The organism is Allobosea sp. BK604, assembly GCF_004341515.1.
In the GTDB taxonomy this organism is placed as follows: Bacteria; Pseudomonadota; Alphaproteobacteria; order Rhizobiales; family Beijerinckiaceae; genus Allobosea.
Genome location: NZ_SLZF01000006.1, coordinates 363,680 through 385,107, shown reverse-complemented (window position 1 = coordinate 385,107; position 21,428 = coordinate 363,680). Strand labels below are relative to the sequence as shown.

Annotated in this window: 22 protein-coding genes and 1 pseudogene; 16 read left to right on the top strand and 7 right to left on the bottom strand. The window is 66.7% G+C overall.

Going from position 1 to position 21,428, the window contains the following annotated elements:
• Window positions 1–22 precede the first annotated feature (22 nt).
• The 4 genes from EV560_RS20490 to EV560_RS20475 are packed head-to-tail and all read right to left on the bottom strand — an operon-like array spanning window position 23 to window position 2,639.
• Window positions 23–664, bottom strand: coding sequence for a CDP-alcohol phosphatidyltransferase family protein (locus tag EV560_RS20490; RefSeq protein WP_131857646.1), 642 nt, complete (start codon window positions 662–664; stop codon window positions 23–25).
• 3 nt (window positions 665–667) lie between these two features.
• Window positions 668–1,057, bottom strand: coding sequence for a hypothetical protein (locus EV560_RS20485; RefSeq protein WP_131857645.1), 390 nt, complete (start codon window positions 1,055–1,057; stop codon window positions 668–670).
• Complete coding sequence (locus EV560_RS20480; RefSeq protein ID WP_131857644.1) at window positions 1,054–2,004, bottom strand: phosphatidate cytidylyltransferase; 951 nt, start codon at window positions 2,002–2,004, stop codon at window positions 1,054–1,056. The genes EV560_RS20485 and EV560_RS20480 overlap by 4 nt, the downstream gene beginning before the upstream one ends.
• Window positions 2,001–2,639, bottom strand: a complete 639-nt coding sequence (locus EV560_RS20475) for a lysophospholipid acyltransferase family protein (RefSeq protein ID WP_131857643.1) — start codon at window positions 2,637–2,639, stop codon at window positions 2,001–2,003. Before EV560_RS20475 ends, EV560_RS20480 begins: the two co-directional genes overlap by 4 nt.
• A gap of 242 nt (window positions 2,640–2,881) precedes the next feature.
• On the opposite strand from EV560_RS20475, the gene EV560_RS20470 reads away from it, so the two are divergent.
• Window positions 2,882–3,628, top strand: a complete 747-nt coding sequence (locus EV560_RS20470) for a DUF695 domain-containing protein (RefSeq protein ID WP_131857642.1) — start codon at window positions 2,882–2,884, stop codon at window positions 3,626–3,628.
• Between the two features lie 125 nt (window positions 3,629–3,753).
• Here EV560_RS20470 and EV560_RS20465 read toward each other — a convergent pair whose 3' ends face one another.
• Window positions 3,754–4,146 (bottom strand): DUF2267 domain-containing protein, encoded by a 393-nt coding sequence (locus EV560_RS20465; RefSeq protein ID WP_131857641.1) that lies wholly within the window; start codon window positions 4,144–4,146, stop codon window positions 3,754–3,756.
• A 153-nt stretch (window positions 4,147–4,299) separates the two neighbouring features.
• Between EV560_RS20465 and EV560_RS20460 the strand changes: the two genes are divergently transcribed.
• From EV560_RS20460 to EV560_RS20440, 5 genes and pseudogenes are all read left to right on the top strand, one after another.
• On the top strand, window positions 4,300–5,856 hold the full coding sequence (locus EV560_RS20460; protein ID WP_131857640.1) for a helicase HerA-like domain-containing protein: 1,557 nt from the start codon (window positions 4,300–4,302) through the stop codon (window positions 5,854–5,856).
• 58 nt (window positions 5,857–5,914) lie between these two features.
• On the top strand, window positions 5,915–6,223 hold the full coding sequence (locus tag EV560_RS20455; protein WP_131857639.1) for a type II toxin-antitoxin system RelB/DinJ family antitoxin: 309 nt from the start codon (window positions 5,915–5,917) through the stop codon (window positions 6,221–6,223).
• A pseudogene (locus tag EV560_RS20450) lies at window positions 6,220–6,513 on the top strand (type II toxin-antitoxin system RelE/ParE family toxin). The gene EV560_RS20455 and the pseudogene EV560_RS20450 overlap by 4 nt, the downstream one beginning before the upstream one ends.
• 139 nt (window positions 6,514–6,652) lie before the next feature.
• Window positions 6,653–8,035: a M20/M25/M40 family metallo-hydrolase gene (locus EV560_RS20445; RefSeq protein ID WP_131857638.1), complete on the top strand. Its 1,383-nt coding sequence runs from the start codon at window positions 6,653–6,655 to the stop codon at window positions 8,033–8,035.
• A complete protein-coding gene (locus EV560_RS20440) occupies window positions 8,032–8,613 on the top strand; it encodes an LOG family protein (protein WP_131857637.1) in 582 nt (193 codons plus the stop codon). The genes EV560_RS20445 and EV560_RS20440 overlap by 4 nt, the downstream gene beginning before the upstream one ends.
• 382 nt (window positions 8,614–8,995) lie before the next feature.
• Here the strand turns inward: EV560_RS20440 and EV560_RS20435 are convergent, their stop codons facing one another.
• The gene (locus EV560_RS20435; protein ID WP_248312140.1) at window positions 8,996–9,820 is read right to left on the bottom strand and encodes a S1 family peptidase; all 825 of its coding nucleotides are present in this window, start codon (window positions 9,818–9,820) and stop codon (window positions 8,996–8,998) included.
• Between the two features lie 102 nt (window positions 9,821–9,922).
• Window positions 9,923–10,696, bottom strand: a complete 774-nt coding sequence (locus EV560_RS20430; protein ID WP_131857635.1) for a S1 family peptidase — start codon at window positions 10,694–10,696, stop codon at window positions 9,923–9,925.
• Between the two features lie 430 nt (window positions 10,697–11,126).
• Between EV560_RS20430 and EV560_RS20425 the strand changes: the two genes are divergently transcribed.
• The 10 genes from EV560_RS20425 (at window position 11,127) to EV560_RS20380 (ending at window position 21,424) form a co-directional block, all read left to right on the top strand.
• A complete protein-coding gene (locus tag EV560_RS20425) occupies window positions 11,127–11,447 on the top strand; it encodes a PepSY domain-containing protein (RefSeq protein ID WP_131857634.1) in 321 nt (106 codons plus the stop codon).
• Window positions 11,448–11,540: 93 nt separating this feature from the next.
• Window positions 11,541–12,209, top strand: coding sequence for a response regulator transcription factor (locus EV560_RS20420; protein WP_131857633.1), 669 nt, complete (start codon window positions 11,541–11,543; stop codon window positions 12,207–12,209).
• A gap of 6 nt (window positions 12,210–12,215) precedes the next feature.
• On the top strand, window positions 12,216–13,592 hold the full coding sequence (locus tag EV560_RS20415; protein WP_131857632.1) for a sensor histidine kinase: 1,377 nt from the start codon (window positions 12,216–12,218) through the stop codon (window positions 13,590–13,592).
• A 93-nt stretch (window positions 13,593–13,685) separates the two neighbouring features.
• Complete coding sequence (gene ccmI / locus EV560_RS20410; RefSeq protein ID WP_131857631.1) at window positions 13,686–14,792, top strand: c-type cytochrome biogenesis protein CcmI; 1,107 nt, start codon at window positions 13,686–13,688, stop codon at window positions 14,790–14,792.
• A gap of 41 nt (window positions 14,793–14,833) precedes the next feature.
• Complete coding sequence (ccmE, locus tag EV560_RS20405) at window positions 14,834–15,286, top strand: cytochrome c maturation protein CcmE (protein ID WP_131857786.1); 453 nt, start codon at window positions 14,834–14,836, stop codon at window positions 15,284–15,286.
• A 7-nt stretch (window positions 15,287–15,293) separates the two neighbouring features.
• A complete protein-coding gene (locus EV560_RS20400) occupies window positions 15,294–17,273 on the top strand; it encodes a heme lyase CcmF/NrfE family subunit (RefSeq protein WP_131857630.1) in 1,980 nt (659 codons plus the stop codon).
• Between the two features lie 5 nt (window positions 17,274–17,278).
• Window positions 17,279–17,746 carry a cytochrome c-type biogenesis protein gene (locus EV560_RS20395; protein ID WP_131857629.1) on the top strand — a complete coding sequence of 156 codons (468 nt, stop codon included), beginning with the start codon at window positions 17,279–17,281 and terminating at the stop codon, window positions 17,744–17,746.
• A 162-nt stretch (window positions 17,747–17,908) separates the two neighbouring features.
• Window positions 17,909–19,105: a S1C family serine protease gene (locus EV560_RS20390; protein ID WP_465247025.1), complete on the top strand. Its 1,197-nt coding sequence runs from the start codon at window positions 17,909–17,911 to the stop codon at window positions 19,103–19,105.
• 128 nt (window positions 19,106–19,233) lie between these two features.
• Complete coding sequence (locus tag EV560_RS20385) at window positions 19,234–19,917, top strand: response regulator transcription factor (protein WP_131857627.1); 684 nt, start codon at window positions 19,234–19,236, stop codon at window positions 19,915–19,917.
• 1 nt (window position 19,918) lies between these two features.
• Window positions 19,919–21,424, top strand: coding sequence for a HAMP domain-containing sensor histidine kinase (locus EV560_RS20380; protein WP_131857785.1), 1,506 nt, complete (start codon window positions 19,919–19,921; stop codon window positions 21,422–21,424).
• The last annotated feature ends 4 nt before the right edge of the window (window positions 21,425–21,428 follow it).

Here is a 21,428-nt window from a genome sequence, read left to right as displayed (position 1 = left end):
ACTGCCGAGATCATGAGCGCGCTCAAGGCGAACGCAACGCCCGGACGATATTCGCCGCCCGCCTGAGCGCGGTCACGGCGGCTCCTGTGGCGATGAGCCAAAGAGCGATGACCAGCACCTGGTTATGGCCAAGCCAGATTGGCTCCAGGAGCGATAGCAAGGCGGCCGCAGTGATCGTCGCCATGCGATGCTGCTTGGCCATCGGGCCCGAGAAATCGGCAGGCAACCCGCAGGCGCGACCGAGTTCGCGCGTGTAGGCTGTAAGGACCGCAAGACCGGCGGCCGCCCAGCCCAAGGCCGGCGCGCCGGCCCCGTAACCAGCGCCGACGAGAATCAGGATATCGGCGACGCGGTCCGGGAACTCGTTCCAGAACGGTCCATCGGGCGACTGCTTGCCGCCTTCGATCGCCACCATTCCATCGAAGAGGTTGCACAGCAGCCTGAACTGGCAGAACAGGGCGGCGGCCAGAAGCAAGGCGACGCGTGTCCCGGAATTCGCGGTACCTGCCAGCCAGAAGCCGGCTCCGGCAAACGCCGCGAATACCATGCTCGCCATCGAGATCTGGTTAGGGGTGATGGCGGCCTGGCTCAGCCTGCGCGCGACGGAACGGGCCCAGCCGGTATCGCGGCTCGCGAGAGGACGTCGATTTTCGTCCTGCGTCACGGTTCAGACCTTCCTGTTCCACCAGAGCGAGAAATTGTAGAGAGCCGCATAGCTGGTGGCGACGGTGAGAGGGACCGCAATGGTCCTGCCGATTTCGGGCGTGCCGCCGATCGTATGAATGACGGTCAGCAGGCTGGCCGAGACGAGCCCGGCGATCACCGGCGGAGCCAGAAGCGCCGTGAGGCCGGCGAAGCGCCTGGCGAGCGCCTCGATGCCGCGTTTCAGGACCAGGGTGATACCGGCCGAAAGAGCGCCCTGGATCAACCCGGCCTGGAGAGGTGCCGGCATCGGATGGGCGCGGTTGGCGAAAGCGGCCCAGCTTCCCATCGCAACGAAGGCGAAAGCGATGTGCAGGACGCTGCTTCGCATCAGGCGCGCGATTGGAAGGGTCATGTGGCCGACCACCCGTAGCGCACCAGGTGGAAGAAAATCGGGGCCGAGAAGACCACGGAATCGAGCCGGTCGATGAAGCCGCCATGGCCGGCGATCATGTGGCCCCAGTCCTTGACGCCGCGATCGCGCTTGATTGCCGACATGACGAGCCCACCGAAAAAGCCCATCAGGACGATGACCAGCGACAGGAAAGCGGCCTGGAGCGTCGTGAACGGCGTCATCCAGGACAAGCCAGCGCCGACCGCCGTCGCGCTGAGCGCGCCGCCGACGAAACCCTCAACCGTCTTCGAAGGCGATAGCTTGGGTGCGATCTTGGTGCGACCGAGGAGCTTGCCCCAGACATATTGCAGGACATCGCTCATCTGCACGACGATGACGAGATACGTGATCAGGAGCACGTTGCGGCCTTCGTAGCCGCTGATGTCGAGGCTCAACAGCGCCGGCACATGCGACGTGCAGAAGACGCAGATCATCAGTGCCCACTGAACCTCGGCGATCCGCACGAAAAAGTGGTCGGTATCGCCGCGCAGCGCCGCGATGATCGGCATCAGCAGGAAGGCGTAGACCGGGATGAAGATCGAATAGAGGCCGTACCAGTCTATCCAGACGAGATAGTACTGCACCGGCAACACGATGAAGAACGCCACTGCCAGCGCCCAGTGGTCTGCACGGCGCGTGGTGGTCAACGTGATGAATTCGCGGAAAGCGGCGAAGGAGCAGAAAGCGAAAAGCAAGGTTACGCCGGACTTGCCGCCGATCAGCGCCAGGCCCATCAGCACGACCATGACCCACCAGGCGCGGATTCGATGGTTGAGGTTCTCGACCACCGCATTCGAGCCATCGGGCGACAACTTGCGCTGCAGCACATAGCCGATCACGGAAGCAACGATCAGGACGGCGAGCAGCCCGGCCAGCACGACGACGAGATCGGGATGGGGCATCGTCATGGCGCGCCCGCCTTCGCAGACAGTGCGAGCAGCGCCGCTTCCGCCCGGGCCAGGAAATCCCTCTTCGTCTCGCCGTCAGCGATATGGAGGGCGCTCCCGAAGGTCACGGTGCAGATCAGGGGAATCGGCACGAACTCGCCCTTCGGCATGACGCGGTTGAGATTGTCGATCCACACCGGCACGAGGGTGACCTTCGGCCGCGCACGCGCCAAATGGAAGAGCCCGCTCTTGAACGGCAAGAGCGGCGCGCTGGTGCTGTTGCGGGTACCTTCCGGGAACACGATGAGGGAGGAGCCGGCATCAAGCGCATCCGTCATCAGGGCGATCGGATCATTCGACCGGCTCGGGCGCTCACGATCGATCAGGACGGCGTTGAAGACATCGCGGCCGATGAAGCGCCGAAGGCGGCTCTTCAGCCAGTAGTCGCTCCCGGCGACCGGCCGGCTCGCCAAACGCATGCGACGCGGGAGAACCGTCCAGATCAGGACGAAATCGCCATGGCTCGCATGATTGGCGAAGTAGATCCGCTGTTCGTCAGTCGGCGCTATGCCGTCCCACTGTCCGCGGACCGCGGTCAGGAAGCGGGCAAACAACAGAATCAGCGTGCCAGCCAAGCTTATCGCCGCTTCGCGCATCTCTATTCCCAACCACGTCTCTCGATGACGTAGCGTTCAATTCAAGCGATGTCGACGGCCGGAGTTCGATCCAGTGTCGCGTAAGAATGCGCAGGAAGCCGAAGCGCATCGTTTCCGCGAACATGTGATGCCTCCGACTTCGAGCAATTCGCAGCGACGGAAGGTCCGGCTTGGGGGGACAGCGGGCATTGCAGAGACTGCCCTTCCAGATAAGGTGTGGAAATACTGTTGGGAGGGCTTCGGTGAGCGATGATTGGGATTTCTATCCGCTCCTGGTCGATAGCGAGCCTGCCTCCATTTATGTCGATTTAGGACTGGCCCAGATTGCGCCAGTGAGAACCCAGCCACACATGGGATATGTGCGTGTGTTCATGCGACACCCAAGAGGGGATGGTCTGTCGAGCAGCGAAGAGTTCGAGGCCCTCTTAAGATTGGAGGATGCTCTGATCGACGGTGTGGCAGTGGGTGATGTCACCACCTATTCAGGGCGAAATACGTCAAGCGGAAGCCGTGATTTCTATTTTTATACGAAAGACCCCAAGATTTTCGCGGCATCCGCTGAGATGGCGATGGCGCATCATCCAGATTATAAATTCAAAACAGGATCGCAACTCGACCCTGAATGGGGAATTTACTTCAATTTCCTCTATCCGTCGGCTGACGATCTGCAACGAATCATGAACCGCAGGGTCACCGACAATCTCGCGAAGTACGGAGATGCGCTTTCCAAGCCGCGCCCCATCGATCACCTTGCCTATCTTCCGAACGCGCGCGCAGCAGCAAGTCTGCGAGGCCTTCTCGGCGAGCAGGGATTCACGGTCTATGAACCAGAGGTCGGCGGCGGCTCTGTGATGCTGAGGTTCGAACGAGCTGATCGGCCCGACGCTATCGATGACGTGGTGATTCCGATTGCGCGCCGCGTCAAGGAACTGGGTGGAGCGTATGACGGATGGGGGTGTGAAGTAGTCAGTAGTTTGGAGGCTCCGTAGCGCTCAAGGCGGATATCGGGGTGTGGCAGCAACGGTCGGTTCCGATCCGAACGGCTCTGCGCAGCCCAATAAAAAAGCCGCCCGTTCAGGGCGGCTTCGATTTCGTCGCGCCCGGGGGCAATCCCTCACACGAACTGGCCGAGCCCCGGGATCGCGCCGACGATCGCGCCCATCGCGTCCTCGCCCGCCTTCTCACGGCCGACCGCGAACATCTCCTTCGAGACCGACTGGATCTGGCCCATCGACAGGCCGGCGCCCATCAACTGGCCGCCGAGCGCCATGACGCCGCCGCCACCGCCCATCAGCCCGCCGACCATGCCCATCAGCCCGCCGCCATTGCCGCCGCCGGACGCGGAGGCGGCGAGTTCCTGCGCGCCGGGGAGCGCCGCCATGAGCTGGCCGATCTCGGCCTGCGGGCCTTCCTTCTGCAGGAAGGCGAGGATGATGCCGACCGCCTTGCTCGCGAGCTCCGCATCGATGCCGGCAGCCGCGGCGACGCGTGCAATCAGTTCTTCCATGGCTCAGGTCCTTGCGTGTGGCGCCGATGCGCGATGCGGCAGATAGTTTACATGTTTACGATCTAAATCAAGCCGGGTCCGGGCTTCCGCCCGCCGGTCGGTTTCGCTACACCCTTGGCCCTGGCAGTTCGATGACATGGATGGGCGGTTCCGATGGCTGACGATGGCGCGATTCTGATCGGCAAGAGCTGGAAGGAGGAGAACCTCCTGCTCAAGCTCGCCAACCGCCACGGCCTGATCACCGGCGCGACAGGCACCGGCAAGACCGTGACCCTGCAGGTGCTGGCCGAGGGCTTTGCCCGCAACGGCGTCCCGGTCTTCGCCGCCGATATCAAGGGCGATCTCTCGGGCATCGCCGCGCCCGGCGATTCAAAGCCGCCCTTCGTCGCCCGGGCCAAGGAGCTCGGCGTCAAGTATGAGCCGGACCAGTTCACCACCGTGTTCTGGGACGTGTTCGGCGAGCAGGGCCATCCGGTGCGCGCCACCATCTCCGAGATGGGCCCGCTGCTGCTCTCGCGCCTGCTCGATCTCAACGACACGCAGGAGGGCGTGCTCAACATCGCCTTCCGCATCGCCGACGAGCAGAAGCTGCTGCTGCTCGACCTCAAGGACCTGCGCTCCATCCTCGCCTTCATTGCCGAGAACGCGCAGGAACTGACCACCAAATACGGCAACGTCACCGCGCAATCGGTCGGCACGATCCAGCGCGCTCTGCTCGTGCTGGAGAACCAGAAGGGCGATCTCTTCTTCGGCGAGCCGGCGCTCGAGATCAGTGACCTGATGCGCACCGACCGCGACGGGCGCGGCATCGTCAACATCATGGCCGCCGACAAGCTGATGGCCAATCCGCGGCTCTACGCCACCTTCCTGCTCTGGCTGCTCTCGGAGCTGTTCGAGCAGCTTCCCGAGGTCGGCGATCTCGACAAGCCAAAGCTCGTCTTCTTCTTCGACGAAGCGCATCTGCTCTTCAACGGAGCGCCGAAAGTGCTGCTGACGGCCGTGGAGCAGGTCGTGCGCCTGATCCGCTCGAAGGGCGTCGGCGTCTATTTCGTCACGCAGAACCCGCTCGACATTCCCGACACCGTGCTGGCCCAGCTCGGCAATCGCGTCCAGCACGCGCTGCGCGCCTTCACCCCCCGCGACCAGAAGGCGGTGCGCGCCGCCGCCGAGACGTTTCGCCAGAATCCGAAATTCAGCACCGAGGAAGCGATCACCCAGCTCGCCGTTGGCGAGGCTCTGACCTCGACGCTGGAAGGCAAGGGCACGCCGACCATGGTCGAGCGCACCCATATCGCACCGCCCATGGCGCAGGTCGGTCCGATCTCGCCGCAGGAGCGGGCGCAATGCCTGACCAATTCCGGCTTCAAGGGCAAATACGACACGATGATCGATCGTGACTCGGCCTATGAGGAGCTGATGAAGCGTAAGGGCCTGAACGGCGACGGTACGCCGGTCGAGGCCTCGACCGAGGGCGGCAGCGGCGGCGGGCTGATGGGCACGCTTGGCGGCTGGCTCGAGGATGCGATCGGCGGCGGCTCCGGCGAGCGGCCGAAGACCGGGCCCGGCAGCCGCGGCGGCCGCATTCCGCCGAGCATGACCGAGAAGATCATCACTTCCGCCGCCCGCTCGGCCGCGACCTCGATCGGCCGCCAGGTCGGCACCGCGATCCTGCGCGGCGTGCTGGGGAGTCTGACAGGGGGGAAGAGGTAAGTCAGACTGGCGGTTGTCATTCAATTGCATTACATTCGAGCCGAATGGAGGTTTCGCCATGGCTGCGAATGCATTGGTCCAGACGCGCGTCGATGCCGAGGTGAAGGAGCGCGCGAGCGCCGTGCTCGAGAGCATGGGCCTGACGGTCTCGGATGTGGTTCGTATCCTTTTGACCCGCACGGCGAATGAGGGAGCGCTGCCGCTTGAACTCGTCAGCACGAGCGAGGCTTATGACGCCTGGTTCCGCGGCAAGGTCAGGCAGGTGCTCGATGATCAGCGGCCCGATGTCGACGATGCGGAAGCCGAAGCTCATTTTGCTCGGCGCCGCGCTGCAGCTCTGCGCAAGGCGGCCGGCGAAGAGCCATGATGCTGGTTTGGGCGCGCTTCGCGCTGACCGATCGCGACGATATCTTCAGTTACGTCGAAGCGGAGAACCCGCGGGCCGCAGTCCAGGTCGACGAAAGGATCGTCTCCGCTGCGCATCGGCTCGTGGATTTTCCCGAGAGCGGTCGTCCGGGGCGCATCGCCGGTACGCGTGAACTCGTCATTCCACAGACGTCGTACATCGCCGTTTAGGCGGTATTGGCCGACAGAATCCGTGTCCTGCGCATTCTGCACGCCGCACGGATGTGGCCCGATGGGATCGAGGGAGAATGACCGGGCCAGCGGTGGAATGCGGCTGCGGTCGGCGGTGATACGCATCGCGCATGCCACTGCCTGCTGACGCCGCGCTCCATGCTTGTCATGATGCCGCCACCTGAATCGGTTTTTCCAACAGCCTATCGAGAGCCAGTCCATGTCCAAGCTTCCCGCGATCCTTTCCCGGCTCGATGCCGATCTCGACGCTGCGCTGCTGCGCCTCTCGTCCTGGGTCGCCATTCCCTCGATCGGGACCGATCCGGCCTTCAACGCCGAGACCCGCCGTGCTGCCGAGTGGCTGAAGGACGATCTCGTCACGCTCGGCTTCGATGCTTCCGTGCGCGAGACCGGCGGCCAGCCGGTCGTCGTCGCCCATCGGCGCAAGCCCGGCGCGCCGCATGTGCTGTTCTACGGCCATTATGACGTCCAGCCGGTCGATCCGCTGGAGCTTTGGGAGAACGATCCGTTCAAGCCCGAGATCAAGGAGATCGAGCCCGGCCGCAAGGTCATCACCGGCCGCGGCGCCTGCGACGACAAGGGCCAGGTCATGACCTTCGTCGAGGCGCTGCGCGCGACGCTGGCCGAGACCGGCGACCTGCCGATCAGCCTCACCATCATCGTCGAGGGCGAGGAAGAATCGGGCTCGGTCAGCCTGCCGCCCTTCGTCAAGGCCAATGCCGAGGAGCTCAAGGCCGATCTCGCGCTGGTCTGCGATACCGGCATGTGGGACCGGGAGACGCCCGCCATCACCTCCTCGCTGCGTGGCATGGTCTATCAGGAGGTCGCGATCACCTGCGCCGACCGCGACCTGCATTCCGGCCTGTTCGGCGGCGCGGCGGCGAACCCGATCCATGTGCTCGCCAACATCATCGCCCAGTTCAAGGACGAGACCGGCCGCATCCTGATCCCCGGCTTCTATGAGGGCGTCGAAGAGCCGACCAACGCGCAGAAGGCCGATTGGGCCGATCTCGGTCTGACCGAGAAGGAGTTCCTCGGCCAGATCGGCCTGAAGCATTCGGTCGGCGAGAAGGGCCGCATGCTGATCGAGCAGATCCAGTCGCGCCCGACCTGCGACGTCAACGGCATCTGGGGCGGCTATACCGGGGAGGGCACCAAGACGGTGATCGCCTCCAAGGCCTCCGCCAAGATCTCCTTCCGCCTGGTCGGCAAGCAGGACCCGCAGAAGATCGCCGCCGCCTTCCAGCAATTCGTGCGCGAGCGCCTGCCGGATGACGTCACCGCCGAGTTCATCAGCCATGGCGCCTCGCCGGCGCTGGCGGTGCCGGTCGATATGCCGGCGTTGCAGAAGGCCCAGGGCGCGCTGACCGAGGAATGGGGCCGCAAGGCGGTGGCGATCGGCTCCGGCGGCTCGATCCCGATCGCGGCCGATTTCAAGCGCATCCTCGGCATCGACACGCTCTTCGTCGGCTTCGGCCTCGACGATGACCGCGTGCATTCGCCGAACGAGAAGTACGATCTCTCCTCCTTCCACAAGGGCCAGCGTTCCTGGGCCCGCATTCTGCAGGTCCTCGGAGCATGAAATCAGTCTGTGTCTTCTGCGGCTCGAATCCGGGCAACGATCCGGTCTACGCGGCCGGTGCGACAGCCATGGGCGTCGAGATCGCGAAGCGCGGATTGACGCTGGTCTATGGCGGCGGCGCCGTCGGCCTGATGGGCATCGTCGCCAATGCGGCGCTGGAAGCGGGCGCGAGGGTGCATGGCGTCATCCCGCGCGCCCTGCGCGAGAAGGAGATCGGCCATAACGGGCTGAGCGAGCTCGAAGTGGTCGACACCATGCACGTCCGCAAGGCGCGCATGGCCGAGCTCTCGGACGGCTTCATCGCCATGCCCGGCGGCATCGGCACCTTCGAGGAGCTGTTCGAGATCTGGACCTGGGCTCAGCTCGGCATCCACGCCAAGCCGCTGGCCTTCCTCAATGTCGCCGGCTTCTACGACCCGCTCGCGACCTTTCTCGACAACACGGTCGAGGCCGGGTTCCTCAAGCAGACCCATCGCGCCATGACGATCACCGATACCGAGCCGGCGACCTTGCTCGACCGGATGGAGCAGTACGTGCCCACCGCCACGGTCAAGTGGGTGGCGAAGGAGGAGGTGTAGCTGCGCTTCGCGCTGCGCTTCCCGCTAGAGCATTTCCGCGTTTCTCCGAATCGCGAAAATTCTCTAACCTTCTGTTTTGACGCATTTTCTTCACGCGAACCGGTATCCACTTCGCTCGAAAATGCTCTAACGAAGCCGTGACCAGAACCGAAGCCGCCGCGCTCCCTGAGCCGGCGGCTTTTGCGTTTGCGGTACGAGGTTTTCCGATGGCCGGGGACGATGACGCGCCGGCCCTGCCGGCCGCGTCAGGCAGCCCTGCCGGCAGGACGATCGAACGGCCTTAGAGCATTTTCGAGCGAAGTGGATACCGGTTCGCGTGAAGAAAATGCGTTAAAACAAAAGGTTAGAGGATTTTCGCGATTCGGAGAAACGCGGAAATGCTCTAGCGGCTGAACCACCAGCTCCAGCTCGAATTCTCGCGTGGCGGAACGGGCTCGCTGCCGCGCCGCCGCTCGCGGCCGAGCGCCAGCAATTGGCCGCTCGCCTCGGAGATCCAGGAGCGGTATTCGCTGATCGGCGTGATCGCGGTGAAGCCGCCGCAAATGCGCCGGACATGCGAGTTGAGCGGGCCGCTCGACCAGCTGACGATGCCGACGAGGTCGCGCGAATTGCCGGTGCCGCGCAGCACCGGCCCGCCGGAATCGCCGCGGCAGGCGCCGGCGCCCGGCGCCTCGCCCATGGCGCGGGTATCGACCGCGACCTTGACCGTGTTGGCGGTGGTGTAGTTGCCGGCATTGACGAGCTGCGTTTCGCGCAGCTTGCGCGCCGTGCGCTTGTTGTTCTCGATGGCCAGGCCGTAGCCGGCCATGGTCACGGTCTCGCCCTGCCAGAGCCCGCTGCCGAGCGAGAGCGGCTCGATATCGGCCGGTAGCGGCACGGCCAGCCGCAGGAGTGCGAGATCGGCGCCGGGCTGCGTGCGCGGCGTCGTGCCGGGGACGAAAGTCGGGTGCGGCAACACCGCGACGACCGGCAGGCGGCGGTCGCGGAAGCGCGGATCGAGGCTGACGACACTGACCGAACCGCCGCCCATCAGGCAATGCGCCGCCGTGAGCACGAGCTCGGGCGCAATCGCGGCCCCCGAGCAGAGCTCGCCGCGGCTGGTCTCGACGCGCACCGTCCAGGCGCGCGGGCCGTCAATGTCCCGCGAGAGCTCGCCGCCAACGACGGCAAGAGCGGGAGAAGCGGCCGCACTGAGCGTAACGGCCAAGACTAGAGCTGGTGCGCGAAAGATCATGGAATGAACCGCCGTTCTCACTGCTGCTAATCTATGGGCTTGAGCGCGGCAGTCCAGTGTTTTGGTCGAGGCACCTTAACGGCCTGCCGTCCAGCTGGCGCTTTCGCCCCATTGCGACAGGGTGCCGTCGATCCAGGCGCGCTGCGGCGCGACCAGCACGCCCTGGCTCAGCAGCCCGCAATTGCGGCCTTTCGGCCCGGTCGACCAGCTGCTCACGGCGACGACGTCCTCGCCGCCATCGAAGATCGGGCCGCCTGAATCGCCCTGGCAGGCGCCGGCACCCGGCTTCTTGCCGCCGGTTTGCGGGTCCGACGCCCAGATCAGGATCCGGCCGGGACCATAGGGCTCGACGGCGCTGAGCGCGGCCGAGCGATAGGTGCCGGTGGTGCGTGCCTCGCCTTCGCGCGAGACGCCGTAGCCGGCGAGCGTGAGCGCCGTGCCCGCGCGCGGCAGCGCTCCGTCGAGAAGAGTCGCCGGAGCGAACCGGCCGGGCAGGGTCGAGGGCAGCCGCAGCAGGGCGAGATCGACCGAGCGACGGCGCGTCGTGATCGCCTTGGCCTCGAATTCAGGGTGGAAGCTTACGTTGGTGGGGGCGATCAGCACCGGTTCGCCGCTGCCGTCCTTCCAGTGGATCCGCAGGTCGACACCGCCTTCGGTGCAATGCGCCGCGGTCAGGATCGTGCGCGGCGACAGCACGATGCCGGTGCAGACGCCGCCGCGGGCGTTCAGGACCATCAGGGTCGAGGCGGCGGCGGGCCCGCCCTCGCGCCCGCCGACCACGGCCAGGGCCGGTGCAGGCATCAGGGAAAGCGCCAGTCCGGCAGTTGCGATCCATCGTCCGAGCGTCATCGAGACCTCCGTTTGAAGGCTCGATAGCGCGTCGGGCGGCTCGAATGAACCCCAATCGGTACGATCATGACACCCATCACGCTGGTGTCCGGCGCCGCCAGGCTGATGAGCGGCTGCGCCGAAGCAGTCCCTGGGACCTGGCGGGGATCCCGTCGGGCGAGGGGACTGAGCGCTCCGGGATCGGACCGCTCGAGCTGCCCGCGTGATTCGGTCGCATGCGGCGAGCGCGTCGTGCTGGCTCCATCGGGCCGCGGAGCGGCAGGTCGATTCCGGCACTTCACCGGTCGCGTTCGAACTCGTGATCGCACAAACCGGTGCAATCATGGGTAGAGGGCGGGAATGACGTGGACGCGTGCCGGTACGCTGACATATCCTCGCAATCAGCGGGACGGCCATATTCATGGCGCGTTCAGTTGCTCGGGGTTAGCGCATGTCGATGATGCCCGTCGAACCTTTACTTGCCCTGAGCCTGCTGGCTACGCCTCTGCCAATCGTCAATGTCGACAGCCAGGCGCCGATCTCCTGCCTGTCGGCAGACGAGACCCGCGAGGCCGTGGCCGAAGGCCGCGTGATGCAGCCGGCTCAGGCCTCGCACCATGCGCGTGTTGCCGCGCCTGGCGAGGTGGTGCGCATCAGGCTTTGCCGCCAGGGCGACGATTTCGTCTATGTCGTGACGACGCTGAAGCGCGACGGACGTGTCGCGCGCGTCACGCTCGAAGGGCAGTCCGGCAAGGTCTCGGCCATCCGCTGAGTTCTGCTAGAACATCGGCCCGAGAAGTGGATTGCGGTTTTCGGAAAAGCCGATGCGATCTAGCCTGACATCGTCAACAGGAGTGAGTCGACCGTGAGACTGCTCGTCGTCGAGGACGACAAGGACCTCAACCGCCAGATCGCGACCGCGCTGGAAAATGCCGGCTATGCCGTCGACAAGGCTTTCGACGGCGAGGAGGGGCTCTATCTTGGCGAAAACGAGCCCTATGACGCCGTGATCCTCGATCTCGGCCTGCCCAAGGTCGATGGCGTCGCCGTGCTGCAGGGCTGGCGCCGGGCCGGCAAGACCATGCCGGTCCTGATCCTGACCGCGCGCGACCGCTGGAGCGACAAGGTCTCGGGCTTCGACGCCGGCGCCGACGATTATGTCGTCAAGCCGTTCCATATCGAGGAATTGCTGGCGCGCGTGCGCGCGCTGCTGCGCCGCGCCGCCGGCCACGCCACCTCCGAGCTGATCTGCGGGCCTGTCCGGCTCGATACCCGCGCCAGCCGCGTCGTGGTCGACGGCAACCCGGTCAAGCTGACCTCGCATGAATACCGGCTGCTCGCCTATCTGATGCACCACCAGGGCCGCGTCGTCTCGCGCACCGAGCTGGTCGAGCATCTCTATGATCAGGATTTCGACCGCGATTCCAATACGATCGAGGTTTTCGTCGGTCGCCTGCGCAAGAAGCTCGGCGTCGAGGTCATCGAGACCGTCCGGGGTCTGGGCTATATCGCAGCGGCACCCGCCAAGGTCTGAGGACCGATGCCGTTCAAGCCGCACCGCTACTCGCTCGGAGCGCGGCTCTTCCTGTCGGCGGCGATCTGCTGCGCGCTCGTTCTCGCCTTGGCCGGCATCGGCCTGACCACCTTCTACCGCCGCTCGGCCGAGCGCGGCTTCGACGAGCGCCTCAGCGTCTACATCAAGGAGCTGGTCGCCGATCTCGCGGCGCCGCCGGAGACCGAGCGCCAGTCGATCGGCGATCTCGGCGAGCCGCGTTTCGACCTGCCGCTCTCGGGCTGGTACTGGCAGATCGTCCGCCTCGACGGCGACAAGCCGGTGATGCGGACCTCGCGCTCGCTGGTCGGGGGACAGTTGCCGAAGCTGCTCGACCAGCAGATCGCCCCGAATGCGCGCGGCCTGCGCGAGAGCTATGTCTCCGGCCCCGATGATCGCGAATTGCGCATCCTCGAGCGCGAGATCGATGTCGGCGAGGATGGCCGCTTCACCGTCGCGGTCGCGGCGCCCTCCGACGAGATCGACGACGACATCCGCAATTTCCGGCTGACGCTGACGATGACCTTCCTTGCGCTGGGGCTTGCCCTGGTCGCCTCGACCATCGTCCAGGTCCGCTTCGGCCTGCGCCCGCTGGTCAGGCTGCGCAGCGCGGTCGGCACGGTGCGCACCGGCGAGACGACCCATATCGCCGGCAAGTATCCGCCGGACCTCGCTCCCCTTGCCGGCGAGCTCAACCAGCTCATCGACACCAACCGCGAGATCCTGGAGCGGGCGCGGACCCAGGTCGGCAATCTCGCCCATGCTCTCAAGACCCCGCTCAGCGTGATGCTGAACGAGGCCGAGGCGGAGGATAGGCATCTGCCGCAGACCGTGCGGACTCAGGCCGCGGTCATGCGCGACCAGGTTCAGTATTATCTCGACCGCGCCCGTGCGGCGGCGCTGTCGGGCGCGCTCGGCGGCGTCACCGAGATCGCGCCTTCGCTCGATGCGCTCATCCGCACCTTCGCCAAGATCTCGCAGGGCAAGGGCATCGGCGGCTCGCATAGCGTGCCGGCGGGGGTGAAGTTCCGTGGCGAGAAGCAGGATCTCGAGGAGATGCTCGGCAATCTCCTCGACAATGCGTTCAAATGGGCCGAGTCCAGCGTCGAGGTCAGCCTCGCGCCGGCCGCCGGCCTGGAGGACGGGCGGATCGCGCTGCTGATCGATGATGATGGGCCGGGGCTGCCCTCGAATGCGCTGGCCGACGTGCTGAAGCGCGGCCGGCGCCTCGACGAGGCGACGCCGGGCTCGGGGCTCGGCCTCTCCATCGTCGTCGATCTCGCCAAGCTCTATGGCGGCGAGTTGTCGCTGGAGAAGGCGCCGCTCGGCGGTTTGCGGGCGCGGCTCGTCCTTCCCAGCGTTTGATTCGTCCTTCCTTGCGTTTGATCAACGAACACGTGACCCTTTGTCGCCATCACCGGACATGATGCGGAACGAGCGATTGGCTATGAACGCGCCATGCTGATCTGGATCATTTTTGCGGCCATGACCGGTGCGGCGGTTTTCGCCTTGCTCTGGCCCCTCGGCCGGAGAAGTCCTGACGTGTTCGCCGAGACGGCGGACGCGAAGAGCCTCTATCGCGCCCAGCTGACCGAGATCGAGCGCGATCTCGGCCGCGGCCTGATCGGAGCGCCCGAGGCCGATGCCGCCAAGGCCGAGGCCGCCCGCCGCCTGCTGCGTGCTGCCGATGGCGAGCCGGAGCCCGCGGGCGAGAGCGAGCCGGCCCTGCGCCGTCGCCGTGCCGCCTCGGCGCTGGCGCTCTCCTGCGTGCCGCTCTTCGCCTTGCTCGTCTATGGCGCGCTCGGCTCGCCGAGCCATCCCGACCAGCCGCTTTCGGCGCGGCTGGAAGGGGTGCCGTCGCAGCAGGATTTCGAGCTCGCGCTTGCGCGCATCGAGACGCATCTCGCGGCGAACCCGACCGACGGGCGCGGCTGGGCCGTGATTGCGCCGGTCTATCTGCGCCAGGGCCGGTTCGATGACGCCGCGCGCGCCTTCGCCGCCGCGATCCGGCATGACGGGACCAGCGCCGACAGGCTCGCCGGGCTCGGCGAGGCGCGCACGCTCGCGGCCGGCGGCGTCGTCACGGCCGAAGCGCTCCAGGCCTTCAACGAGGCCGTGGCGCTCGATGCCAGGAACCCGCGCGCCCGCTTCTTCCTGGCGGTCGCGAAGGAGCAGGATGGCAATACTGACGGCGCCATCGCCGCCTTGCGCGCAATGCTGGCCGATGCGCCGCCCGATGCCGGCTGGACCGGCATGGTGCAGCAGCGCCTCGAAAGCCTGGCTCCGGGGAGCACGGCCGGGTCGGCCATCGCGTCGCTTCCAGCTGCCGATCAGCAGGCCGCCATTCGCGGCATGGTCGAGGGCCTGGCGGAGCGCCTGAAGCAGGGTGGCGGCACCTTGCCGGAATGGATGCGCCTGATCCGCTCGCAACTCGTGCTCGGCAACCGCCCGGCGGCGCTCGAGGCGATGGTGACGGCGCGCCAGAGATTGGCTGATAATGCCGAGGCGACGACGCAGCTCGATGCGCTCGCGAGCGAGCTCAATCTCAAGGAGCAAGCGCCATGACGGCCGCCTCGACCTCGCGACCGCTTCCGCCGCCGCGCCGGATGAGCCGCAAGCAACGCCGCTTGATGCTGATCGCGGCGGCGGGTGCGGTGCTTTGCGTCGCGGCCGGCCTCGTCCTCTTCGCCATGCGCGATACGATCGTGTTCTTCTACGGCCCGACCGAGATCACCGAGAAGGGGCTGCAGCCCGGCACGCGCATGCGGCTCGGCGGCCTGGTGGAGAATGGCTCGGTCGAGCGTGGGCCGGGCCAGCGCGTCAGCTTCGCCGTCACCGACGGCAAGACCACGGTGCGCGTCGCCTATGAGGGCCTGCTGCCCGATCTCTTCCGGGAGGGGCAGGGTGTGGTGACGGAAGGCGTGCTCGAGGGGGCAGGGCGGTTCAAGGCCGATTCCGTTCTCGCCAAGCATGACGAGACCTATATGCCGCGCGAGGTCGCGGATGCGCTGAAAAAGCAGGGCCATTGGCAGCCCGGCGCGCAGAAGCCGGGGCAGTGAGGGCGGGATGATCGTCGAGATCGGACATTTCGCGCTTGCGCTTGCGCTTGGAGTCGCCGTGGTCCAGGCGCTCGTGCCGCTCTGGGGCGTCTCACGCCAGGACACGGCGCTCGCCTCCGTCGGCCCTGCGGCAGCGATCACCTGCTTCCTGCTGGTCGCCGTTTCCTTCGCGGCGCTGGTCTCGGCCTATGTCCGCTCGGATTTCTCGGTCGAGACGGTGGTCGCCAATTCCCACTCGACCCAGCCACTGATCTATAAATTCACCTCCGTCTGGGGCAATCACGAAGGCTCCATGCTGCTCTGGGTGCTGATCCTGACCCTGTTCGGGGCCCTGGTCGCGCTTGCCCGCAACTCCCTGCCGATGCGCCTGCGCGCCGGGACGCTCGCGGCGCAGGGCGTCGTCACCGTCGCCTTCCTCGCCTTCGTGCTGCTGACCTCTAACCCGTTCGCCCGGCTCGACCCGCCGCCGGCCGATGGCCAGGATCTCAACCCGATCCTCCAGGATCTCGGCCTCGCGATCCATCCGCCGCTGCTCTATGTCGGCTATGTCGGCTTCTCCATCACCTATGCCTTCGCCGTCGCGGCGCTGATCGACGGGCGCATCGACGCCGTCTGGGCCCGCGCCGTCCGGCCCTGGACGCTCATTGCCTGGGTCTTTCTCACCCTCGGCATCGCGATGGGCTCGTACTGGGCCTATTACGAGCTCGGCTGGGGCGGCTGGTGGTTCTGGGACCCGGTCGAGAACGCCTCGCTGATGCCCTGGCTCGCCGGCACGGCGCTGATCCATTCGACCGTGGTCATGGAGAAGCGCGACGCGCTCAAGGTCTGGACCATCCTGCTCGCGATCCTGACCTTCTCGCTCTCGCTGCTCGGCACATTCATCGTCCGCTCGGGCGTGCTGACCTCGGTGCATTCCTTCGCCAGCGACCCGGGGCGCGGGCTCTTCATCCTCGGCATCCTCGTCTTCTTCGTCGGCGGTTCGCTGGCGCTCTTCGCCTGGCGTGCGCCGCTCCTGCGCCAGGGCGGATTGTTCGCGCCGGTTTCGCGGGAGAGCGCGCTCGTCATCAACAACCTCTTCATCGCGACCGCCTGCGCCACCGTCTTCATCGGCACGCTCTACCCGCTCGTGCTGGAGATGCTGACCGGCGACAAGATCTCGGTCGGTCCTCCCTTCTTCAACGCCACCTTCGTGCCGGTGCTGGTGCCGCTGCTGCTGCTCCTGCCGGTCGGCCAGACCCTGGCCTGGAAGCGCGGCGACCTGCTCGGCGCGGGCCAGCGCGTGCTCGCCGCGTTCATCCTCGGGATCCTCGCCGCGCTCGCACTGATCGCCTTCTCGCGCGGCGGGCCGGTGCTGGCGCCGCTTGGCGTCGGGCTCGGCGTCTTCCTCGTCGCCAGCGCGGTCTTCGATATCGGCGAGCGCGTCGCCGGCCGCGCCAGCGGCGTGCAGGCCATGTTCTCGCGCGCCGTCGGCCTGCCGCGCTCGGCCTGGGGCACCGCCTTCGCCCATGCCGGTGTCGGCCTCAGCGTCATCGGCATTGCGGCTGCGGCCTGGAGCACGGAGACGATCGGCGTGCTGAAGGTCGGCGAGAGCATGAGCAGCGGCCGCTACACGATCACGCTCGATTCGATCGCCCCGCGCAGCGGCCCGAATTTCCGCGCCGAGGTGGCGCGCTTCAAGCTGGCCGCCGGTGATCGCGAACTCGGCATCCTCGAGGCGTCGAAACGCGTCTACACCGCCCGCGCGATGCCGACGACCGAGGCCGGTATCCGGACCGACGGCCTGAGCCAGGCCTATGTCGCGCTCGGCGACCCTCAACCTGATGGCGGCATCGCGGTGCGCTTCTACGACAAGCCGCTGATCCTGCTCGTCTGGCTCGGCGCTGTCGTGATGGCTTTTGGCGGCGGCCTCTCGCTGACCGACCGGCGTTTCCGGCTGGCGGCGCCGCGCCGGGCTCAGCCGCGCGCCATTGTCCAGCCGGCAGAATGAGCTGGATGCGCCGCCTTCTCGCCCTCTTGCTGCTCGGTCTCGTCTGGGCCGGGCCGTCCCGCGCTGTGCAGCCCGACGAGGTCCTGCCCAATGCGGCGCTGGAACACCGGGCTCGCGAGATCTCGGCCGGGCTGCGCTGCCTCGTCTGCCAGAACCAGTCGATCGACGATTCGGATGCGCCGCTGGCGCGCGACCTGCGCATACTCGTGCGCGAGCGGCTGACGGCCGGAGACAATGATGCCCAGGTGCGCGATTTCGTCGTGGCGCGCTACGGCGATTTCGTGCTGTTGCGCCCACCGGTCAATGTCCGCACGCTGCTGCTCTGGGCGGCGCCTTTCCTGATCCTGGTCGCGGGCCTGATCTATCTCTGGCGCCGCACGCGGCAGCAGGCGGCGCTGGCCTCCGCCGTCCCGCTCTCCGACGAGGAGCGCCGGCGCTTGGAGGCGCTGATGCAGGAGGAACGCGCCGAGTAGGCGTACCCGGGCGGCCGTGGGGCGTGCGCATGAACGCCGGATGTACCGGCCGCCAACCTTACGAAAACGTCATCTTCGCGCGAAAACCGGGTAAGGCGGCGGGGATCAAAGTCCTCGGCAAGTCAGCAGGGAATGCCCCCGCTCTTGCAGAGGTTTCAAACGATGACCACCACGACCAACACCAAGAAGTCCGTCCTGAAGCGCGGGGCCTTGCTGGCCGGCGCCGCCGTTGTTGGCCTGGGCCTCGCGGCTGGCCTCGCCGACATCACGGTGATGTCGAGCCAGAGCGCTTTCGCCCAGCCGATCCAGCTCTCGGGCGTCCAGAACCAGCTCCCGTCCTTCGCCGACGTCGTCGAGCATGTGAAGCCGGCCGTCGTCTCGGTCCGCGTCAAGGCCCGCGTCGCCGCCAATGACGATGCCGAGGCCGGCCCGGCCGGCATCGAAGGCCTGCCTCCCGGCCATCCGCTCGAGCGCTTCCTGCGCCGCTTCGGCGAAGAGGGCATGGGCCAGCAGGGCCGCCAGCAGCAGCCGCGCATCCAGCAGGCCCAGGGCTCGGGCTTCTTCATCAGCCAGGACGGCTATGTCGTGACCAACAACCACGTCGTCCAGAACGCGGTCGAGGTCCAGCTCGTCACCGATGATGGCAAGACGCTCGAAGCCAAGGTGATCGGCACCGACCCGCGCACCGACCTCGCCCTGCTCAAGGTCAAGGACGCCGGCAACTTCCCCTTCGTCCAGCTCGCCCCGGCCAAGCCGCGGATCGGCGACTGGGTGCTGGCGGTCGGCAACCCGTTCGGCCTCGGCGGCACGGTCACGGCCGGCATCGTCTCGGCTCAGGGTCGCGATATCGGCTCCGGTCCCTATGACGACTTCATCCAGATCGACGCTGCCGTGAACCGCGGCAACTCGGGTGGCCCGACCTTCAACCAGAAGGGCGAGGTCGTCGGCGTCAACACCGCGATCTACTCGCCGTCCGGCGGCAATGTCGGCATCGCCTTCGCGATCCCGGCGGCGACCGTCCAGAGCGTCGTCGAGCAGCTCAAGGATCACGGCTCGGTCGCCCGCGGCTTCATCGGCGTGCAGATCCAGCCGGTCACCAGTGAGGTTGCCGATGCGATCGGCCTGAAGGACGCCCATGGCGCGCTCGTCGCCTCGGCCGAGGCGAACGGCCCGGCGTCGAAGGCCGGCATCAAGCGCGGCGACACGATCGTTGCCGTCAACGGCGAGAAGATCACCGATGCCCGCGACCTGTCGCGCAAGATCGGTGGTTTCGCGCCCGGCACCAAGACCAACCTGACGGTCTGGCGCGATGGCAAGGAGCGCGTGATCAGCTTCGAGGTCGGCAAGCAGCCGGCTTGACGCCGAAAGGGTTGTGGGCGGGTTTCCCGGTATCCTGTCGCCCCCGCCAGGGAAGCCAGCTTCACGCGGCAGGCCGGACCAGTTAGTCCGGCCTGCCGTTTTTTCGTCTCCTGAGGTAGTGTCGGGCCATGCGACTCCTGATTGTTGAAGACGACGCCGAGGCGGCTGCCTATCTCACCAAGGCCTTTCGCGAGGTCGGCCATGTCGCCGACCATGCCGCCGACGGGCTGCAGGGCTATGCCATGGCCGAGGGCGGCGGCTACGACGTGCTCGTCGTCGACCGCATGCTGCCGCGCCTCGACGGGCTCTCGCTGATCCGCTCGCTGCGCGAGCAGAACGACACGACGCCGGCCCTGATCCTCTCGGCGCTGGCGCAGGTCGACGACCGCGTGAAGGGGCTGCGCGCCGGCGGCGACGACTATCTGCCCAAGCCCTATGCCTTCTCCGAGCTGCTCGCCCGGGTCGAGGTGCTGTCGCGTCGCCGCGCCGCGCCGGCCTCGGAGCCGACGACCTATCGCGTCGGCGATCTCGTGCTCGACCGGCTGGCGCATCGCGTCACCCGCGGCGATGGCGAGATCATCCTGCAGCCGCGCGAATTCCGCCTGCTCGAATACCTGATGAAACATGCCGGGCAGGTGGTGACGCGCACCATGCTGTTGGAGAATGTCTGGGACTATCATTTCGACCCGCAGACCAACGTCATCGACGTGCATGTCTCGCGGCTGCGCTCGAAGGTCGACAAGGGCTTCGAGCACCCGATGATCCATACCATTCGCGGTGCGGGATACATGGTCCGTGACACGGCCCGCTGACATCGCCCCAGCGGGGACGCCGGCGGCGCCGCGCGGGAAGCAGCGCCTGCTTCCCAACCTGTTCCGCACCACCGCCTTCAAGCTGACGGCGATCTATCTCGTCATCTTCGCGCTCTTCGCCGGCTTCGTGCTCGGCTATGTCGCCTGGAACGCCAAGCGCCTGCTCGACGACCAGATCCGCTCGACCATCGATGCCGAGATCCAGGGCCTGGCCGAGCAGCAGCGCCTCGGCGGCATCAGGCGCCTCGTCAACATCATCGAGCGCCGCTCGCGTGCGCCCGGCGCCTCGCTCTACCTGGTGACGACACCGGTCGGCGAGCGCCTCGCCGGCAATGTCGAGGCGCTGCAGCCCGGCGCGCTCGACCACCCCGGCGAGAGCGAGATCGAATACGCCCGCAGCAGCGACACGATCGATTCGCCGAGCCGCGCCATCGTGCGCGTCTTCATGCTTCCCGCCGGATTCAGGCTGCTCGTCGGCCGCGATCTCGAGGAGCGCGACCGGCTCGGCGTCGTCATCAGGCGCGCGGCCGGCTGGTCGCTGCTGCTCGTCTTCGTGCTCGGCATCTTCGCGAGCTGGTTCGTCGCCAGGCGCGTGCTGAAGCGGATCGACGATATGAGCGAGACGGCGCATTCGATCATGGCGGGCGACCTCAAGGGCCGACTCGCCGTCACCGGCACCGGCGACGAACTCGACCGGCTCGCGCTCAATCTCAACGCGATGCTCGACCGGATCGGCGAATTGATGGCCGGCATGCAGGAGGTCTCGGACAATATCGCCCATGACCTCAAGACGCCGCTGACCCGCCTGCGCAACCGGGCCGAGGAGGCCCTGCGCAGCGCCAGGACTCCGGATGAGCTGCGCAACGCGCTCGACGCCTCGATCGACGAGGCCGACAACCTGATCCGCGTCTTCAACGCCCTGCTGATGATCGCCAGGCTGGAGACCGGCCGGATCAATGACAGCATGGCGCCGCTCGATCTGTCCGAGATCGTCTCGGGCATGGCCGAGCTCTATGAGCCGCTGGCAGAGGAGGCCGGGCTGGCGCTCGAGAGCGTGGTCGAGCCGAACCTGCTGATGTCGGGCAACCGCGAGCTCATCGGCCAGGCGCTCGCCAATCTCATCGACAATGCCTTGAAATACGGTCAGCCCGTCGGCGCGGCGAAGCCGCTCGTCTGCGTCACGGCGGCGCGCGCCGATGGCCAGATCGCGCTTTCGGTCGCCGATCATGGCGCCGGCATTCCGGAGGCCGATCGCAACCGCGTCTTCGAGCGTTTCGTCAGGCTCGACCAGAGCCGCAGCAAGCCCGGCTTCGGCCTCGGGCTCTCGCTCGCGGCCGGGGTGGTCAGGCTGCATGGCGGCCAGATCAGGCTCGAGGACAATGAGCCGGGCCTGCGTGTCGTCATGCTTTTGCCGGCAGCGCAACCTAAGCCTGTGGAAACAGCCTCGAACGAGCCGCCTCCGCCCTCGACAACGCAACCGGACCCTGCTGGCCTTCAGACCGCCTGACCGG

Coding starts and splice junctions, on each gene's coding strand:
- EV560_RS20485 (WP_131857645.1), bottom strand. CDS start 1,057: ATGACCCTTCCAATCGCGCGCCTGATGCGAAGCAGCGTCCTGCACATC.
- EV560_RS20480 (WP_131857644.1), bottom strand. CDS start 2,004: ATGACGATGCCCCATCCCGATCTCGTCGTCGTGCTGGCCGGGCTGCTC.
- EV560_RS20475 (WP_131857643.1), bottom strand. CDS start 2,639: ATGCGCGAAGCGGCGATAAGCTTGGCTGGCACGCTGATTCTGTTGTTT.
- EV560_RS20465 (WP_131857641.1), bottom strand. CDS start 4,146: ATGGAAGAACTGATTGCACGCGTCGCCGCGGCTGCCGGCATCGATGCG.
- EV560_RS20460 (WP_131857640.1), top strand. CDS start 4,300: ATGGCTGACGATGGCGCGATTCTGATCGGCAAGAGCTGGAAGGAGGAG.
- EV560_RS20455 (WP_131857639.1), top strand. CDS start 5,915: ATGGCTGCGAATGCATTGGTCCAGACGCGCGTCGATGCCGAGGTGAAG.
- EV560_RS20445 (WP_131857638.1), top strand. CDS start 6,653: ATGTCCAAGCTTCCCGCGATCCTTTCCCGGCTCGATGCCGATCTCGAC.
- EV560_RS20440 (WP_131857637.1), top strand. CDS start 8,032: ATGAAATCAGTCTGTGTCTTCTGCGGCTCGAATCCGGGCAACGATCCG.
- EV560_RS20430 (WP_131857635.1), bottom strand. CDS start 10,696: ATGACGCTCGGACGATGGATCGCAACTGCCGGACTGGCGCTTTCCCTG.
- EV560_RS20425 (WP_131857634.1), top strand. CDS start 11,127: ATGTCGATGATGCCCGTCGAACCTTTACTTGCCCTGAGCCTGCTGGCT.
- EV560_RS20415 (WP_131857632.1), top strand. CDS start 12,216: ATGCCGTTCAAGCCGCACCGCTACTCGCTCGGAGCGCGGCTCTTCCTG.
- ccmI (WP_131857631.1), top strand. CDS start 13,686: ATGCTGATCTGGATCATTTTTGCGGCCATGACCGGTGCGGCGGTTTTC.
- ccmE (WP_131857786.1), top strand. CDS start 14,834: ATGAGCCGCAAGCAACGCCGCTTGATGCTGATCGCGGCGGCGGGTGCG.
- EV560_RS20400 (WP_131857630.1), top strand. CDS start 15,294: ATGATCGTCGAGATCGGACATTTCGCGCTTGCGCTTGCGCTTGGAGTC.
- EV560_RS20395 (WP_131857629.1), top strand. CDS start 17,279: ATGCGCCGCCTTCTCGCCCTCTTGCTGCTCGGTCTCGTCTGGGCCGGG.
- EV560_RS20390 (WP_465247025.1), top strand. CDS start 17,909: ATGACCACCACGACCAACACCAAGAAGTCCGTCCTGAAGCGCGGGGCC.
- EV560_RS20385 (WP_131857627.1), top strand. CDS start 19,234: ATGCGACTCCTGATTGTTGAAGACGACGCCGAGGCGGCTGCCTATCTC.